General features: G+C 72.5%; 12 protein-coding genes and 1 pseudogene. 7 read left to right on the forward strand and 6 right to left on the reverse strand.

All coding sequences use genetic code 11. The features are described 5' to 3' along the window. Positions 1 to 284: 284 nt before the first annotated feature. Positions 285 to 1,094 carry a TetR family transcriptional regulator gene (locus ACIHCM_RS00345; protein WP_399887191.1) on the reverse strand — a complete coding sequence of 270 codons (810 nt, stop codon included), beginning with the start codon at positions 1,092 to 1,094 and terminating at the stop codon, positions 285 to 287. A 255-nt stretch (positions 1,095 to 1,349) separates the two neighbouring features. Next, positions 1,350 to 3,155 carry a 3-hydroxyacyl-CoA dehydrogenase family protein gene (locus ACIHCM_RS00350; protein WP_399887193.1) on the reverse strand — a complete coding sequence of 602 codons (1,806 nt, stop codon included), beginning with the start codon at positions 3,153 to 3,155 and terminating at the stop codon, positions 1,350 to 1,352. Between the two features lie 364 nt (positions 3,156 to 3,519). Between ACIHCM_RS00350 and ACIHCM_RS00355 the strand changes: the two genes are divergently transcribed. Beyond that, positions 3,520 to 4,119, forward strand: coding sequence for an adenylosuccinate lyase (locus tag ACIHCM_RS00355; protein WP_399887195.1), 600 nt, complete (start codon positions 3,520 to 3,522; stop codon positions 4,117 to 4,119). Here the strand turns inward: ACIHCM_RS00355 and ACIHCM_RS00360 are convergent. The 4 genes from ACIHCM_RS00360 to ACIHCM_RS00375 form a co-directional block, all read right to left on the reverse strand. After that, entirely contained in the window at positions 4,110 to 4,646 is a 537-nt protein-coding gene (locus ACIHCM_RS00360) for a GNAT family N-acetyltransferase (protein ID WP_399887197.1), read from the reverse strand. The two genes, ACIHCM_RS00355 and ACIHCM_RS00360, sit on opposite strands and share 10 nt — an antisense overlap. Continuing rightward, on the reverse strand, positions 4,643 to 4,885 hold the full coding sequence (locus tag ACIHCM_RS00365; RefSeq protein WP_399887199.1) for a hypothetical protein: 243 nt from the start codon (positions 4,883 to 4,885) through the stop codon (positions 4,643 to 4,645). The genes ACIHCM_RS00360 and ACIHCM_RS00365 overlap by 4 nt, the downstream gene beginning before the upstream one ends. A 57-nt stretch (positions 4,886 to 4,942) precedes the next feature. Further along, the gene (locus ACIHCM_RS00370) at positions 4,943 to 6,499 is read right to left on the reverse strand and encodes an alpha/beta hydrolase (RefSeq protein ID WP_399887201.1); all 1,557 of its coding nucleotides are present in this window, start codon (positions 6,497 to 6,499) and stop codon (positions 4,943 to 4,945) included. A 133-nt stretch (positions 6,500 to 6,632) separates the two neighbouring features. Further along, positions 6,633 to 7,670 (reverse strand): Rv2578c family radical SAM protein, encoded by a 1,038-nt coding sequence (locus tag ACIHCM_RS00375; protein WP_399887203.1) that lies wholly within the window; start codon positions 7,668 to 7,670, stop codon positions 6,633 to 6,635. A 180-nt stretch (positions 7,671 to 7,850) separates the two neighbouring features. On the opposite strand from ACIHCM_RS00375, the gene ACIHCM_RS00380 reads away from it, so the two are divergent. The 6 genes and pseudogenes from ACIHCM_RS00380 to ACIHCM_RS00405 all read left to right on the forward strand — a co-directional run bounded on the left by ACIHCM_RS00380 (position 7,851) and on the right by ACIHCM_RS00405 (position 16,521). Next, a complete protein-coding gene (locus ACIHCM_RS00380) occupies positions 7,851 to 8,294 on the forward strand; it encodes an SRPBCC family protein (RefSeq protein ID WP_393110228.1) in 444 nt (147 codons plus the stop codon). A 151-nt stretch (positions 8,295 to 8,445) separates the two neighbouring features. Beyond that, positions 8,446 to 10,833, forward strand: coding sequence for an MFS transporter (locus ACIHCM_RS00385; protein ID WP_399887205.1), 2,388 nt, complete (start codon positions 8,446 to 8,448; stop codon positions 10,831 to 10,833). Between the two features lie 135 nt (positions 10,834 to 10,968). After that, positions 10,969 to 13,416 (forward strand): annotated as a pseudogene (locus tag ACIHCM_RS00390) (SpoIIE family protein phosphatase). 153 nt (positions 13,417 to 13,569) lie between these two features. Then, positions 13,570 to 14,295, forward strand: coding sequence for a class I SAM-dependent methyltransferase (locus tag ACIHCM_RS00395; RefSeq protein WP_399887207.1), 726 nt, complete (start codon positions 13,570 to 13,572; stop codon positions 14,293 to 14,295). A gap of 95 nt (positions 14,296 to 14,390) precedes the next feature. Continuing rightward, complete coding sequence (locus ACIHCM_RS00400; RefSeq protein ID WP_399887209.1) at positions 14,391 to 15,224, forward strand: M55 family metallopeptidase; 834 nt, start codon at positions 14,391 to 14,393, stop codon at positions 15,222 to 15,224. After that, complete coding sequence (locus ACIHCM_RS00405; RefSeq protein ID WP_399887211.1) at positions 15,217 to 16,521, forward strand: M20/M25/M40 family metallo-hydrolase; 1,305 nt, start codon at positions 15,217 to 15,219, stop codon at positions 16,519 to 16,521. The genes ACIHCM_RS00400 and ACIHCM_RS00405 overlap by 8 nt, the downstream gene beginning before the upstream one ends. Positions 16,522 to 16,523: the final 2 nt, after the last annotated feature.

Raw genomic sequence — 16,523 nt, forward strand, 5'->3', positions numbered from 1 at the left:
AGGTTGCCTGTGACGCAGGCGTCCGGGCGCGCAAGCCGTCGGTTTGCGGGGACAGCCGGCGTACGAAAGGTCGCTGCACGCCGGCCGCCCGGACAACATCAACGTATGGCACCCCGTGTCATCCGGCAAGGCACTGGGTGCCAGAAATCTCGCTCAGACGAAATCTTTACGTAACAAATGAGCGATGATCGATCGAATGGTGTCCTGGAAGGCGTCAAAAAGGGGCTCTGACATGCCAAAACGGCCACCCCGAAGGGTGGCCGTCATCACAGCGGGCGAACCGCTCAGCGCTCCTTGAGCGCCTCCTCGATGGTCCGCATGACCTCGTCCAGCGGGGCATCGGTGCGGGCGACCGTCACCAGTACCTCGCCGTGCGCCGAGACCGCCGCGGGGGCCGGCTTCGGCGCCGTGGAGCGCCCGACGCCGATGCCCGCCCCGAACGTCTTGCGCACGATCCCGAAGGCGTGGTCCAGCTGCGCCTCCACGTCCCCCTGGCCGCCCGCGCGCAGCCAGCGCCGCAGGACGTGGTTGTGGGCGGTCACGACGGCGGACGCGGCCACCTCGGCCAGCAGCGGGTCGTCGTTGGCGTCGTCGTCGTGCGCGTGCTCGTCGAAGTGGCCCAGCAGATAGCGCGTGAAGAGGCGCTCGTAGCGGGCCACCGAGGCGATCTCGGCCTCGCGCAGCGTGGGCACCTCACGCGTGAGCTTGTAGCGGGCGACCGAGATCTCCGGCCGGGCCGCGTACATCTTCATGACTTCCTTGATCCCCCGGCACACCGTGTCGAGCGGGTGCTCGTGCGCGGGTGCCGCGTTGAGCACCGCCTCTGCCCGGATCAGGGTGTCGTCGTGGTCGGGGAAGATCGCCTCTTCCTTGGAGCGGAAGTGGCGGAAGAAGGTGCGGCGTGCGACCCCGGCCTGGGCCGCGATCTCGTCGACGGTGGTCGCCTCGTAGCCCTTGGTCGCGAACAGCTCCATCGCCGCGGCCGCCAGTTCCCGGCGCATTTTGAGCCGTTGGGCGGCGGCGCGACCGCCCGCGGCGCTCTCCGGCGCGTCGGGCGTGGCTGGTGTACGTGAGGACTTGGCGGGCTGGGACATGCCCTGAACGTACTGCATGTCCGCAGCTCGATGCGCAGGTCCGGGGTTTCCCCCGCCGCCGGCGGGCGGGACAGCGCCGGGCCGGGCGCCCGGAGATCGGCTGCCCGGCTCCAGCAGCCCGCCCCACTCCCCGGCCGTCCTGAACCAGTCGCCGGGCCGCCCGGCCCCGCCCGCCAGGGGCTGCGTCCCCGCGACCCGGCCCGGCGTGGTCGCGCCGGGCCGCTCCTGCGGGCCGGACGGATCCACGGAACGCCCCTAGCGGCGGGCGTACTCGCGGAAGCCCCGGCCCGTCTTGCGGCCGAGACAGCCCGCGGCGACCAGGTGCTCCAGCAGGGGCGCCGGGGCCAGTCCCGGGTCCCGGAACTCGCGGTGCAGCACCTTCTCGATGGCCAGCGACACATCCAGGCCGACCACGTCGAGCAGCTCGAAGGGGCCCATGGGGTAGCCGCCGCCCAGCTTCATCGCCGCGTCGATGTCGTCGAGGGACGCGTAGTGGTCCTGCACCATCTTGATCGCGTTGTTCAGGTACGGGAAGAGCAGGGCGTTGACGATGAACCCGGCACGGTCGCCGCAGTCGACGGCGTGCTTCCTGACCTTGGCGCAGACCTCGCGGACCGTGGCGTGGACGTCGTCGGCCGTCAGCACCGTGCGGACGACCTCGACCAGCTTCATCGCCGGCGCCGGGTTGAAGAAGTGCATGCCGATCACGTCCTGCGGACGCGAGGTGGCGCGGGCGCACGCGACGACGGGCAGCGACGAGGTGGTCGTCGCCAGGACCGCGCCCGGCTTGCACACCTTGTCCAGCGCCGCGAACAGCTGCCGCTTGATCTCCAGGTCCTCGGCGACGGCCTCGACGGCCAGGTCGACGTCCGCGAAGGCCTCGTACGAGCCCGCCGGGGTGATCCGCTCCAGGGTCTGCGCCGCCGCCTGCGCGGTCAGCCTGCCCTTGTCGACGGAGCGGGCGAGGGACTTGCCGATGCGGGCCTTGGCCGTCTGCGCCTTCTCCTCGCTGCGGGCGGCGAGCACCACCTCGTAGCCCGCCTTCGCGAACACCTCGGCGATGCCGGACGCCATGGTGCCGGAGCCCGCGACACCGACCGAGCGGACCGCGCGGCCCGGCGTCAGGTTCTCGTCCTCCCGCGGTGTCAGCGCGTCCGGCACGACGGTGGCGCTGCCCGGGGACTCGTAGGTGTAGAAGCCCCGGCCCGACTTGCGTCCCGCCAGGCCCGCCTCGCTGAGCTGCTTCAGGATCGGGGCGGGGGCGTGCAGCCGGTCACGGGACGCGGTGTACATGGCGTCCAGGACGGTCCGCGCGGTGTCGACGCCGATCAGGTCGAGCAGGGCGAGCGGCCCCATCGGCAGGCCGCAGCCCAGCCGCATCGCGGCGTCGATGTCCTCGCGGGAGGCGTACCTCGCCTCGTACATCGCGGCGGCCTGGTTGAGGTAACCGAACAGCAGGCCGTCGGCGACGAATCCGGGCCGGTCACCGACCGCCACGGGCTCCTTGCCCAGCTCGATCGCGAGGTCCGTGACCGCGGCCGTGGCCTGCGGTGCGGTGAGCACCGAGGAGACCACCTCGACGAGCTTCATCGCCGGGGCCGGGTTGAAGAAGTGCAGTCCCAGCACGCGCTCCGGGCGGGCCGAGTCGGCGGCCAGGCGCGTCACGGACAGGGCGTTGGTGCCGGTCGCCAGGATCGTCTCCGGGCGCACCACGCCGTCCAGTTCGCGGAAGATCTGCTGCTTGATCTCGTACGACTCCGGCGCCACCTCGATCACCAGGTCGGCGTCGGCCGCCGCCCGCAGGTCGGTGGCGGTGCGGACGCGGGCGAGGGTGTCCGTGCGCTCCTGCGCGGTCAGGCGGCCGCGCTCCACGGCGCGGGCCGTGGAGGACTCCAGGGCGGCGACGCAGCGCACCGCCTGGGCCTCGCTGATGTCGATGCCGACGACGTCGCGGCCGGCCTTGGCCAGGACCTCGGCGATGCCGGTGCCCATGGTGCCGAGGCCGACCACGGCAATGGTCTTGAGCGGGGACAGAGGGCTGTCGGACAGGGGAGTGGCCATCGCGGGACTCCTGGAAAATGAGGGTGACGACTGGGAACGCGCCGGGTGCGCCAAGGGCGCACCGGGTGCGTGAGGAGTGCGGGTGATTCCGGGCCGCAAGCGCACACGCCCGGCGCCGTCGCCGCGGACGTGCACACGCCCGGGAACGGAGATGACCGACCGGCCCTGTCCCGTGGCCGAGTCGTACTGCGGTACCTGACGTACCGAACCGACTTCTCGCGGCGGCTGCGTCACCAGGCCGTCGCGAGCGGGGTGCGAGTGGGTAACTCGCTCGTCTGAGCTTAACTCGTGGGTAACGAGCGCGCCAGCCCTCTGTCTTTGTGATGTAGGTCCCTCACGCCGAGATCGTTTGTACGCTCGCTTCATGGACGAAGAGTTGCGATCGCTCACGGAGCGCTTACGGCAGGAGTCCGCAGGTTCCGCGGAGTACGAGCGGCTGGCGGGCACCGAGGATCACGGCGAACTGGCCGAGGTGCTCACAGCGCCCGGACGGCCGTTGTGGGCCAGGGAGCTGGCCGCCTTCCGGCTCGGCCTCGCGGGCGACCGGCGGGCCTTCGAGTCCCTCGTCCTGCTCCTCAACCACCGTGATCCACCGCGCTGTGCGTCCGCCGCCCACGCCCTCGCCCGGCTCGGCGACCCGCGCACCGCCCGCGCGGCCGCCGCCCTCGCCACGAACGAACTGCGCGTCGCCTACGCCCTGCACCCCGTGCGCCTGCTCGTCGAGCTGCGTGCCCCCGAGTCCGCCCCCGCGCTGATCACCACGTTGCGGCGCCGGCTGCGCCCGCACGACCCCTACCACCGTGTGGCCCTCGCCTGCGTGGAGGGGCTGGGCGCGCTGGGCGACACCCGGGCCAGGGCCGTGCTGCACGAGGCGCTGGCACACCCGGCGCTTGCGGAGGCGGCGGTGGCGGCACTGGCACGCATTCCGGAGCAGCGCAGGGGTGAGGCGAGCGGTCACGGCTGACGCGGGTGGGGCAGCTCCCGTGCGTACCGCACCTCCGGCACCTCGACCCCCTCCACCTCGAAGGGCTCCTCCACGCCGTCCGCGGTGAACCCCGCCCGCTCGTAGAAGCGGCGGGCGGGGGTGTTGTCCCGCAGGACCCACAGCATCATCCGCGGGTGACCGGAGGCCCGGCAGCGTCGTACCGACTCCTCCAGCAGGGCCTGCCCGATGCCCTCGCCGTACCGCTCGGGGTGCACGTAGATCGCGTACAACTCGGCGTCCGCGGTGCGTACTTCGCCGTCCCGGTAGGGGCCGTGACAGGCCCAGCCGACGATCTCGCCCGCCCGCTCGGCGACCAGGTTCACCACCGTGCCGTCGCCCTGCCCGAAGCGGGCCCGGTGACGCGCGGCGTCCTGCGCCACGCTGAGCGCGTCGAGGTAGGCCTGCGGCATCAGGCCCCGGTAGGCGCTCTGCCAGCCACGGACGCGGATCTCGGCCACCCGGTCGCAGTCGGCGAGGGCCAGCTCCCGGATGTGCGGCCCGGTCACGCGGCGACCACCGCGAACGCGTCGATCTCCCTCAGGTACACGGGGCGGACCGGCCCGGCGACACGTACGAAGACCTGGCGGGCCTGGGCGGCCGGGTCGCCCGCGCCGGCCGGCTCACCGCGCTCGTCGAGCGGGAGCCGCGAGACGGCGACGATGCGGCCGGTGCCGATGACCCCGTGCGAGTACTGCGTGGCGGCTGCGACCCCGACGGGAGCGGGGATCCTGGTCGGCTCACTCATGCGTCCATCGTGGACCATGGGTCCGGCGTCGCTCCCGACGGGCCGTCACCTCACCTTTCAGCCACGGAAGCCGAGCAGCCTGTGCAGCGTCGAGCCCCGCGACTGCCCCGCGGTCTTGGCGACCAGGGGCTTCGGGCCGGGCAGTGCCGCGCACTGCGCGTCGGCCTCACCGCGACCGCGCGGCACGGTGCCGTCGGTGAGGTAGGCCGCCAGGTGCTCGTCCAGGCAGGTGTTCCCGCTGAGGGTGATGCCGTGGTTTCCGCCGTTCTTCTCCACCACCAGGCTGGAGCCGCGCAGCAGGCGGTGGACCGCCGCAGCGCCCTGGTACGGCGTGGCCGCGTCGTGCGTCGCCTGGAACAGCAGGACCGACGGCAGCTCGGTGTTGGCCACGTCCACCGGACGCAGCGACGCCGTCGGCCAGAACGCGCAGGGTGCGTTGTACCAGGCGTTGTTCCAGGTCATGAACGGTGCCTTCGCGTGCACCGCCCAGTTGTCCTTGCGCCACTGCCGCCAGTCACGCGGCCAGCCCGCGTCCCGGCACTGGACCGCGGTGTAGACGCTGTAGCCGTTCTCCGCGGCGGCGTCGGCCGCGCCGAAGTCCTCGTACGCCTCGACCAGCGGGCCGGGGTCCTTCTCGCCCACGTACGCGGCGAACGCCTCGGCCAGATAGGGCCAGTAGCCGTTGTAGTAGCCGCCGGGCAGGAACGTGTCCTCCAGCTCGGCCGGGCCCACCGTGCCGCCCGCGGGCCGCTTGTCCAGAGCCGTGCGCATCGCGTACCACGTGGCCTCGACCTTCTGCGGATCGGTGCCCAGCCGGTAGGAGGCGTCGTGTTCGGCGACCCACGTCATGAAGGCCCGGTGGCGGTCGCCGAAGGCGCTGTCCTGCGCGAGGTTGTCGTCATACCAGACACCCGTGGGGTCGACGACCGAGTCGAGGACCATGCGCCGTACCCGGTCCGGGTGCAGCTTGGCGTAGACCGCGCCGAGGTACGTGCCGTACGAGTAGCCGAAGTAGTTGATCCGCGGTGCGCCCAGGGCGCGGCGGATCCGGTCCATGTCCCGCGCGGTGCTGAGCGTGTTCATGTGCGGCAGCTCGCGCGCGTACTTCGCGCCGCAGGCGTCGGCGAAGGACTTCGCGCGCGTCAGGCCCGCCTGCTCGACGGCCGTGGTGGCCGGCACGGAGGCGGCGCGCACGGGGTTGAAGTGACCGGGAGCGCAGTTCAGGGCCGGCTTTCCGGCGCCGACGCCGCGCGGGTCGAAGCCGATGACGTCGTACTGGGCCGCCACCGCCCTGGGCAGTGCGGAGGCGACGAACCCGGCGAGCTTCAGCCCGCTGCCGCCGGGCCCGCCGGGATTGACCAGCAGCGGCCCCTGGAACGTCTTCGCGGTGTGCGGGACGCGGGACAGGGCGAGGGTGATCTTCCGCCCGCCGGGGTCCGCGTGGTCGAGGGGCACCTCCAGGGACGCGCACTGGAGCGTGGGGTAGTCGGCGGTGCCGCACTTCTTCCAGGTGAGCCCGGTGGCGTACGCGCCGCCGGCCCGGGCGGGGACGGCCGTGAACGTCCCGGCCACCACGACGGCGGCGCCGCACAGCGCGGCTGCACGTTTCTTCATGGGTGCTCCCAGGACGGAGGGTCGCGACCGCGAGTCCCGCGGTCCTCGCCGCATCGTCCCGGGGTGAGCACCTGTAAGAACGTGTTCCGCCAATTCTTGACCCGATTGGGCCGCGAGTTGCGCTCGAACGCTCTCAGATGAGCGAAAGTTGAGTCTGCTCGGGCCTCGCCGTCGGGGCGGGCTCCGGCTCCCGGATCCGGCGCCGCGTCCCCGCGCGCGTGGGGCCGATGCCGTACTCCTCGGCCAGCTCGTGCACCTGACGGGTGATCCGGCGCTGGTACCACTTCGGGGCGTAGGCCCCGTCCGCGTAGAGCCGCTCGTAGCGGCGCACCAGGTGCGGGTGCTCCCTGCCGAGCCAGGCCATGAACCACTCACGCGCCCCCGGGCGCAGATGCAGCACCAGCGGGGTCACCGAGGTGGCCCCCGAGGCCGCGATCGCCCGCACGGTGTCCCGCAGTTGGGCCGGCTGGTCGCTCAGGAACGGGATCACCGGCGCCATCAGCACCCCGCACCCGATGCCGTGCTCGCCGAGCGTCCTTACGACGTCCAGGCGCCGCTCCGGCGCGGGCGTGCCCGGCTCCACGGTGCGCCACAGCTCGGGGTCGGTGAAGCCGACCGAGACCGAGATGCCGACGTCCGTCATCCGGGCCGCCTGGGTCAGCAGCTCCAGGTCGCGCAGGATCAGGGTGCCCTTGGTGAGGATGGAGAACGGGTTCGCGTGGTCGCGCAGGGCGGTCAGGATGCCCGGCATCAGCCGGTAGCGGCCCTCCGCCCGCTGGTAGCAGTCGACGTTGGTGCCCATCGCGATGTGCTCGCCCTGCCAGCGGCGCGAGCCGAGCTGGCGCCGCAGCAGGTCCGGCGCGTTGACCTTCACCACGATCTGGGAGTCGAAGCCCAGGCCCGTGTCGAGGTCCAGGTAGCTGTGCGTCTTGCGGGCGAAGCAGTACACGCACGCGTGCGTGCAGCCCCGGTAGGGGTTCACCGTCCACTCGAAGGGCATGCGGGAGGCCCCCGGCACCCGGTTGATGATCGAGCGGGCCCGCACCTCGTGGAAGGTGATGCCGGCGAACTCGGGGGTGTCGAAGGTACGGGTGGTCACCGCGTCCGCGCCGAACAGCGCGGCGTCGGCCGGGCGGTCGCCGGATTCCAGGGTGAGGTTCTCCCAGCGCATGACACCTCCTCGGTAGCACTGCCCTCACAATAGAACATCTGTTCCCATGATCGTGCGGGCGTCACCTCCGATCGCGCTCCGATACCCGATCGATCACTTCCGTGCTCCCGATTTGGGCGGCCGGGGACCGGGGTGGTTGGCTTGCCCCGATCCCGAGAACTCAGGTGCTGGAGGAACTCCATGGCGCAGGTCGAGGCCACCACGGAACGCGTCGTCGCGGCGGACCCGGAGAAGGTGTTCGACACCCTCGCCGACTACAGCGGCACGCGCGCGAAGCTGCTGCCCGAGCACTTCAGCGAGTACGAGGTGCGCGAGGGCGGCGACGGTGAGGGCACCCTCGTCCACTGGAAGCTCCAGGCCACCAGCAAGCGCGTCCGGGACTGCCTCCTGGAGGTCACCGAGCCGACCGACGGCGAACTGGTCGAGAAGGACCGCAACTCCTCCATGGTCACCACCTGGCGCGTCACCCCCGCGGGCGAGGGCAGGTCCCGTGTCGTCGTGGTCACCGTCTGGCAGGGCGCGGGCGGCATCGGCGGCTTCTTCGAGAAGACCTTCGCGCCCAAGGGGCTCGCCCGGATCTACGACGCGATGCTCGACAAGCTGGCCGCCGAAGTGGAGAAGTAACCCAAGAGGCCGGTCCGCAAAGGGTGTTGGCCCCTCACCGGTTCGGGTGGATCTCAGCTCCCGCCGGCATGAATCCGTAACTCGTCGCGCTTGTTGGTAGTTGTCGCTTTTACGCGGTAATGGTGCAGCAGCGCGACGAGGGGAGCGGTACGTGGGCGTGACCACTCTGGTGCAGGACGAACCGGCCGTGGCGGTGGCGCCCCCGCGGCTCCCGGTGCCACCGCCCACCCCGGCCGCCGAACTCGGCCCGCGCCGGGTGCGGTTGGTCTTCTTCGGGCTGATGCTGGCCCTGCTCCTGGCCGCCCTGGAGCAGATGATCGTCGCCACCGCCCTGCCGAAGATCGTCGGCGAGCTGCACGGCCTGGACAAGATGTCCTGGGCGATCACCGCCTATCTGCTCACCGCCACGATCGGTCTCCCGATCTACGGCAAGCTCGGTGATCTCCTCGGCCGCAAGGGCGTGTTCCAGTTCGCCATCGTCGTCTTCGTCGTCGGCTCCGCCCTCGCGGGCCGCGCGCAGACCATGGACCAGCTGATCGCCTTCCGCGCGGTGCAGGGCGTCGGGGCGGGCGGGCTCATGATCGGCGTCCAGGCGATCATGGCGGACATCGTGCCGCCCCGGCAGCGCGGCAAGTTCATGGGGCTGATCGGCGCCGCGTTCGGCCTCGCCTCCGTCGCCGGGCCGCTGCTCGGCGGCTACTTCACGGACCATCTCTCCTGGCGCTGGTGCTTCTACATCAACGTCCCCTTCGGCCTGCTCACCATGGCCGTCGTCGCCGTCGTCCTCAAACTGCCCAGACCCCAGGTCAAGGCACGGCTCGACATCCTCGGAGCGCTGCTGCTCACCACGGCCTCGACCTGCCTGGTCCTGCTCACCAGCTGGGGCGGGACCGAGTACGACTGGGGCTCCCGGGTCATCCTCGGCCTCGCCGCCGGCGCCGTGGCCGCCATCGCGCTGTTCCTCGTCGCCGAGCACTTCGCCGCCGAACCGCTCATCCCGCTCAGGCTGTTCCGCGACTCGGTCTTCAACATCACCGGCCTGGTCGGCCTGGTGCTGGGCGTCGCGCTGTTCGGCGCCGCCAGCTATCTGCCCACCTTCCTGCAGATGGTCGACGGGGCCAGCGCCACCGAGTCCGGGCTGCTGATGCTGCCGATGATGGGCGGCATCGTCGCCGCCTCGATCATCTCCGGGCAGCTCATCAGCGCCACCGGCCACTACAAGATCCACCCGATCCTCGGCAGCGCCCTCTCCGTCGTCGGCATGTGGCTGCTCTCCCGGCTCGACGCCGACACCCCCCGGCTGCACTACAGCATCTGGATGGGGGTCCTCGGCGCCGGGATGGGCATGGTGATGCCGGTGCTGATCCTCGCCGTGCAGAACTCCGTGCGCCCCGCCGACCTCGGCACGGCGACCAGCGCCAACAACTTCCTGCGGCAGATCGGCGGCAGCGTCGGCGCCGCCGTCTTCGGCACCCTCTTCGCCGACCGCCTCACCGACTCCCTCGCCGAGCACCTGCCGCGCGCGGGTGCCGCCCTGCCCGACGCCGAGTCCATCACCCCCCAGGCCGTCCACGCACTGCCCCCGGCGCTGCGCGACGGCTACATCCAGGCCTACGCCGACGCCATGCCGAGGATCTTCCTGTACCTCGTGCCCGTGCTCGCCGCCGGCCTGCTTCTGTCGTTCTTCCTCAAGGAGAAACCGCTGGTGACCCACCACACCCCCGAGACGGACACCGCGCCGGTGAAGTCCCCCATCCCACAGGCCCGTTCGCCGCACGCCGCCGGGATCGCCGTCTGCGGCACCGTGCAGCACCCCGACGGGACCGTCGTCCCGCGCGCGGCGCTCACCCTCATCGACGTCGCCGGACAGCAGATCGGGCGCGGCGCCAGCGGCGAGGACGGACGCTACGCGCTGGCCACGCCCGGCTCCGGGGCGTACGTCCTGATCGCGGCGGCCGGTGGTCACCAGCCGCAGGCCGTCTCCGTGACGGTCGGCGAGCGCCCCGTCGAGCTGGACGTCGTCCTCGGCGGCGCGGGCCGCCTCGCGGGGAGCGTGCTCACCGCCGACGGCGCGCCGGTACGGGACGCCACGGTCACCCTCACCAACGTGCACGGCGAGGTCGTCTCCAGCACCCGCAGCGGACGCGAGGGCGGCTACGTCATCACCGAACTGGTCGCCGGTGAGTACACCCTCGCCGCCAGCGCGCCCGCGTTCCGCCCCGCCGCCCTCCCCGTCACCGTGCAGGCCGCCCGGGAGACCCGGCAGGACGTCGAACTGGCCGGCGGCGCCGTGCTGCGCGGCACGGTCCGGGCGAGCGGCGGGCGGCCCGTGGAGGACGCGCGCGTGACCCTGCTGGACGCGGCGGGCAACGTCGTCGACACCCTCACCACGGGTCCCGACGGCACGTTCCGGTTCGTCGACCTCTCCTCCGGCGAGTACACGGTCATCGCGGCCGGATATCCGCCCGTGGCGACCGTGCTCCAGGTGGCGGGCGGCGGGCGCACCGAACGGGACCTCCAGCTGGGCCACGAGGACTGAGCCGCCCAGGGGGGCGCACCCCCGCGCGCCCGGGCGCCTCAATTCCCGTATTGGCGCACATCGCGTGCGGTCGGCGCCGTACGGTGGTGAGCCGGGGCACAGATCTTGCACAGCCGTGGAGAGAGGGCCTGGGCCGTGGAGCATGGCACCGACCGGGAGGCACCTCCCGGCCACCCGGCCGGGAGCGGCACGCCGGCGGGGCGGGTCCCGCTGGCCGTGGTCGTGGTGGACCGCGAGGGCCTCGTGTCGCACTGGAGCACCGGCGCGCGGCGGTTGTTCGGCACCGCCAAGGAGTCCGCCACAGGCCGCCCGGTGAGCGACCTGCTGCCCGTCTCCGGCGCACTGCCGGCGCACCAGGACCCCTCGCCGTACGGACCCTACGGGGCGTCCGACGGTCTCGGTCCGGACCTCGGGGCCTCGCTCGACGGCGGACTGTCCTACCCGGCCGCGGGCAACGCCCGCCTCACCGTGCCCGATGGTCGCAGGATCGACGTGCTGTGGTGGGCGTATCCGCTGGTGGGACCCGGAGCGGAGCGGCTGCTGGTGCTCGCCGCCGACGCCGCCGCGCTGCGGGTGACCGACGGGGGCGAGGGCGCGCCCGCCGAGCGGATCTCGCCCGCCTTCGCCCTGCACACCGACTTCCCCGGCGCCGACGAACTGGCCCGCAGGCTCCCCGACATCCTGCCCAGCATGAGCGTCGGTGAGAGCGCCCGCATCGTCGGGCAGGTCCTCGAACTGGGCTACCCCGTACTGGAGTTCAGTCAGAACGACCGGGTTCCGGTCACCCCCGACTGGGGCGTGCCCCGGCGTGCCGACCGCACGGCACGGCGTGCGCGGCTCGCCCGGGCCATCGCCGCCGGTGCGCCCGTTCCCGAGGAGCTGCGCGACGAGGCCGGCGACCTGGAGTACGCCGCCGTACGCGAGCGTCTGGAGTTCCTCAACGAGGTCAGCGGGAGGATCGGCAGCTCGCTCGACCTGGCCCGGACGATCGTGGAGGTCAGCAGGGCGGTCGTGCCCCGCTTCACCGACGTCGCCGGCACCTATCTGCGCGAACAGGTCGTCGCCGGTGAGGGTTTCCCGGACGGCGTGCCGGACACCACCACCATGTGGCACCGGGTGGCCCTGGAGCACACCGACGAACCGGGCCGCTGGGACGACGTCGTCCCCGTCGGCGAGGCCATGCCGTTCCCGGCGGCCACGCCGTTCTTCCAGTGCATGACGACCGGCGAGCCCGTCCTCGTGCCCCGGATCAGCGAGGCGATGGGTCACGCCATCGCCTCGCAGTTCGAAAAGCGCGACATCCGGCCGCTGATCACGGGCCGCAGCATGCTCGTCGTACCGCTGAAGGCCCGTCATGTCGTACTCGGGTTCATGGTCCTGCTGCGGCACCCCGAGCGCGCCGAGTTCAACGACATGGACCGGGTCACCGGCGCCGAACTCGCCGCCCGCGCGGGACTGGTGCTCGACAACGCGCGCATGTACACGTTCCAGGAGAGCGTCGCCGAGACCCTCCAGGACAGCATGCTGCCGCACATCCCGGCCCGCATGTCCGGCTGTGACATCGCCACCCGCTATCTGCCCGGGACCCTGCTCGGGCGGGTGGGCGGCGACTGGTTCGACGCGGTGAAGCTGCCCGGCGCGCGCACCGCGTTCGTCGTCGGCGACGTCATGGGTCACGGCCTCAACTCGGCCGCCATGATGGGCCAGTTGCGCACGGCCGTGCAGACCATGGCCGCTCTCGACCTGCCGCCCGCGCAGCTGCTGCGCAACCTCGACGACCTCGCCCAGCGGCTCGGCGACGGCTATCTCGCGACCTGCGTGTAAGCCGTGTACGACCCGATCGCGGGCGAGCTGTACCTCGCCAACGCGGGCCACATCCCGCCCGTGCTGGTCCGCGCCGCCGACGGCCGCAGCGAGTTGCTCGATCTGCCCACCGGCGCGCCCGTCGGTGTCGGCGGGGTGCCGTTCGAGGCGGTGCGCGTGCGCGTGGAGCCCGGTGACCGCCTGGTGATGTGCACCGACGGGCTGGTCGAGATGCGCGGCGAGGACATCGGTGTCGGGCTCGCCACGCTGTGCGAGTCGGCCGCCCACCCGGCGGCGTCCATGGACGACGCCTGCGACACGATCATCCGCGCCCTGGGCGCACGCGGCGGACGCAAGGACGACGTGGCCCTGCTGATGGCCCGCCTGGGCGGCATCGAACCCGGCGACGTGGCGGAGTGGCGCTTCCCCCTTGATCCGGCCGAGGTCGGCCGGGCCCGCGCGGTGGTCCGCGAGCACCTGCACGCGTGGGGCCTTCCCGCGCTGGCCGGGAGCGCCGAGCTGATGGCCGGCGAGCTGGTCACCAACGCGGTACGGCACTCCCACCGCCGGCCGGTCGTACTGCGCCTCGTACGCGGCGACACCCTGCTGTGCGAGGTGGACGACGACGATCACGACCTGCCGACGCTGCTCAGCGCCGGACCGCTCGACGAGACGGGCCGCGGGCTGCGGGTGGTGAGCACCCTCGCGCGTGAGTGGGGCGCCAGCCGTACCAAGGAGGGCAAGACCGTCTGGTTCGAACTCACGCTGCCGGGTCGCTGAACCGTCCTTCAGGACGGCGTACTCCGGTCGAACGCGGCGTGAAGGTATGCGCCGTCTGCGCGCCGTGTCCTTGTGGCCACGCGCCGGGCGCGGTAGACCGTACTGGCCCGTCGCCCGCGGCGGGAAATCGGTCTCGGACCTGGGGAGTTGGCCATGAGTGTGACGAGTCGGTACCGGGCGGCCTGGGAAGGGTTCTGGCGCGAAGCGCCCGGCGGGCCGGGCTCCGTGTTCTGGGACGCCGAGCCCGCGCTGACCGCGGGACGGCACGTGGCCCTGTTCGAGCCGCTGCTGGCCGACCCCGGGCTGCCGATGGTCGACCTGGGCTGCGGCAACGGCACCCAGACCCGCTTCCTCGCCGGGCGGTTCCCGCGCGTCCTCGGCGCCGACCTGTCCGCGGCGGCCGTCGCGCACGCCGAGCAGGCGGATCCGGCCGGTCAGGCGACCTACCGCGAGCTGGACGCGGCCGACAAGGCCGAGGTGGAGGCGCTGCGCACGCAGCTCGGCGACGCCAATGTGTACATGCGCGGCGTGCTGCACCAGTGCGAGCCCGGGGACCGGCAGCCGCTCGCCGACGGGATCGCGACCCTTGTCGGCGAGCGTGGCCGGGTCTTCCTCGTCGAGCTCGCCGAGGCCGCCGGGCCCCTCCTGCGTGGCCTGGCACAGAGCCCGGCCGGTCCGCCCGCCAAGCTCGCGCCGGTCTTCCGGCACGGCATCGCGCCCGGCGAGGTCGCGGACGCCGCGGTGCCCGAGTACCTGACCGCGGCGGGCCTGACCGTGCTGGCGAGCGGCGAGCTGCCGCTCACCACCACGGAGACGGGGCCCGACGGCACCCGGATCGAGCTGCCGTCGAGGTGGCTGCTCGCGGGCCGCACCGGGTGACACGGATGTGCACGCGGGCGTAGGGTCGGGCGGCGTACGGGCTGCGCGTACCCCGTCCTGGTCGCCCGCCGAATCTCCGCGTAACGTGACGCTTCATGAAGATCCTGATCAGTGCCGACATGGAGGGCGCCACCGGTGTCACCTGGCCGGCGGACGTGCTGCCCGGCACACCCCAGTGGGAGCGCTGCCGTTCCCTGTTCACCTCGGACGTGAACGCGGCGGCGCTCGGCTTCTACGACGGCGGCGCCGACGAGGTGCTGGTCAACGAGGCCCACTGGACCATGCGCAACCTGCTGCTCGAGCAGCTGGACGAGCGGGTGCAGATGCTCACCGGGCGGCACAAGTCGCTGTCGATGGTCGAGGGCGTGCAGCGCGGCGACGTGGACGGGATCGCCTTCGTCGGCTACCACGCCGCCGCCGGCGCGGAGGGCGTCCTCGCCCACACCTACCTCGCCAACTCCATCACCGGCGTGTGGCTGAACGACGTCCGGGCCAGCGAGGGTCTGCTGAACGCGCATGTCGTGGCCGAGTACGGGGTGCCCGTGGTGCTGGTGACCGGCGACGACGTGGCGTGCGAGGACGCGCTCGGGTACGCGCCCGAGGCGCTCAAGGTCGCCGTGAAGGACCATGTGTCGCGGTACGCGGCCGTGTGCCGCACGCCGGCCAGGACCGCCGCCGACATCCGGGCCGCCGCCAAGGAGGCGGCCCCGCTTGCCGTGCGGTACGAACCGGTCGCTTCCGGCCCGTACACGGTCGCGGTCGAGTTCGACGCCGAGCACCTGGCCATGGCGGCGACCGTCGTGCCGGGCGTCGGCCGGACCGGGGAGCGCAAGGTGGCGTACACCAGTGCGACCATGTACGAGGGGATCCGCACCTTCAAGGCGGTCACCACCGTTGTCTCGGCCGCCGTGGAGGAGCAGTATGGCTGATCAACAGGCGCTGGACGAGGTCGTGGAGTTCACCTCCGGCCTCATCCGCATCGACACCACGAACCGGGGCGGCGGCGACTGCCAGGAGCGGCCCGCCGCCGAGTACGCCGCTCACCGGCTGGCCGAGGCGGGCCTGGAGCCCACGCTCCTGGAGCGCACCAGGGGCCGCACCAACGTGGTCGCCCGGATCGAGGGAAGCGACCCGTCCGCCGACGCGCTGCTGGTGCACGGGCACCTGGACGTCGTGCCGGCCGAGGCCGCCGACTGGAGCGTCCACCCGTTCTCCGGGGAGGTCCGTGACGGGGTCGTCTGGGGCCGGGGCGCGGTCGACATGAAGAACATGGACGCGATGATCCTCGCCGTCGTGCGGTCCTGGGCCCGCGAGGGCGTCCGGCCCCGGCGGGACATCGTCGTCGCGTTCACCGCGGACGAGGAGGCCAGCGCCGTCGACGGCTCCGGCTTCCTCGCCGACCGGCACGCCGGGCTGTTCGAGGGGTGCACCGAGGGCATCAGCGAGTCCGGGGCGTTCACCTTCCATGACGGGGCGGGCCGCGAGATCTACCCGATCGCGGCCGGCGAGCGCGGCACGGGCTGGCTCAAGCTGACCGCGCGCGGGCGGGCCGGGCACGGCTCCAAGGTGAACCGCGAGAACGCGGTGACCCGGCTGTCCGCCGCGATCGCGCGGATCGGCGCGCACGAGTGGCCGCTGCGGCTGACCCCGACCGTGCGTGCGGCACTCACCGAGCTGGCCGCGCTGTACGGCGTCGACGGCGACCTGAGGGACGTCGACAGGCTGCTGGAGAAGCTCGGGCCGGCCGCCAAGCTCGTCGAGGCCACCGTCCGCAACAGCGCCAACCCGACCATGCTGGACGCCGGATACAAGATCAACGTCATTCCGGGCGAGGCCGTGGCCCACGTCGACGGGCGGTATCTGCCCGGCGCCGAGCAGGAGTTCAAGGACACCCTCGACCTCCTCACCGGGCCGGACGTGGACTGGGAGTTCGAGCACCGCGAGGTGGCGCTCCAGGCCCCGCTGGACTCGCCGACGTACGCGAGGATGCGGGCCGCCGTCGAGGAGTTCGCCCCCGAGGGGCACGTCGTGCCGTACTGCATGTCGGGCGGCACCGACGCCAAGCAGTTCTCCCGGCTCGGCATCACCGGCTACGGCTTCGCGCCGCTGAAGCTGCCCGAGGGCCTCGACTACCAGGCCCTTTTCCACGGCGTCGACGAGCGGGTGCCCGTCGAGGCGCTGCATTTCGGGGTGCGGGTCCTCGACCGGTTCCTGCGGGACGCCTGACC

The sequence above is a fragment of the Streptomyces sp. NPDC052023 genome (assembly GCF_044548465.1).
Lineage (GTDB): Bacteria > Actinomycetota > Actinomycetes > Streptomycetales > Streptomycetaceae > Streptomyces.

Excerpts from the sequence above, each read along its gene's own strand:
- ACIHCM_RS00345 (WP_399887191.1), bottom strand. The coding sequence starts at position 1,094 with ATGTCCCAGCCCGCCAAGTCCTCACGTACACCAGCCACGCCCGACGCG.
- ACIHCM_RS00350 (WP_399887193.1), bottom strand. The coding sequence starts at position 3,155 with ATGGCCACTCCCCTGTCCGACAGCCCTCTGTCCCCGCTCAAGACCATT.
- ACIHCM_RS00355 (WP_399887195.1), top strand. The coding sequence starts at position 3,520 with ATGGACGAAGAGTTGCGATCGCTCACGGAGCGCTTACGGCAGGAGTCC.
- ACIHCM_RS00365 (WP_399887199.1), bottom strand. The coding sequence starts at position 4,885 with ATGAGTGAGCCGACCAGGATCCCCGCTCCCGTCGGGGTCGCAGCCGCC.
- ACIHCM_RS00370 (WP_399887201.1), bottom strand. The coding sequence starts at position 6,499 with ATGAAGAAACGTGCAGCCGCGCTGTGCGGCGCCGCCGTCGTGGTGGCC.
- ACIHCM_RS00375 (WP_399887203.1), bottom strand. The coding sequence starts at position 7,670 with ATGCGCTGGGAGAACCTCACCCTGGAATCCGGCGACCGCCCGGCCGAC.
- ACIHCM_RS00380 (WP_393110228.1), top strand. The coding sequence starts at position 7,851 with ATGGCGCAGGTCGAGGCCACCACGGAACGCGTCGTCGCGGCGGACCCG.
- ACIHCM_RS00395 (WP_399887207.1), top strand. The coding sequence starts at position 13,570 with ATGAGTGTGACGAGTCGGTACCGGGCGGCCTGGGAAGGGTTCTGGCGC.
- ACIHCM_RS00400 (WP_399887209.1), top strand. The coding sequence starts at position 14,391 with ATGAAGATCCTGATCAGTGCCGACATGGAGGGCGCCACCGGTGTCACC.
- ACIHCM_RS00405 (WP_399887211.1), top strand. The coding sequence starts at position 15,217 with ATGGCTGATCAACAGGCGCTGGACGAGGTCGTGGAGTTCACCTCCGGC.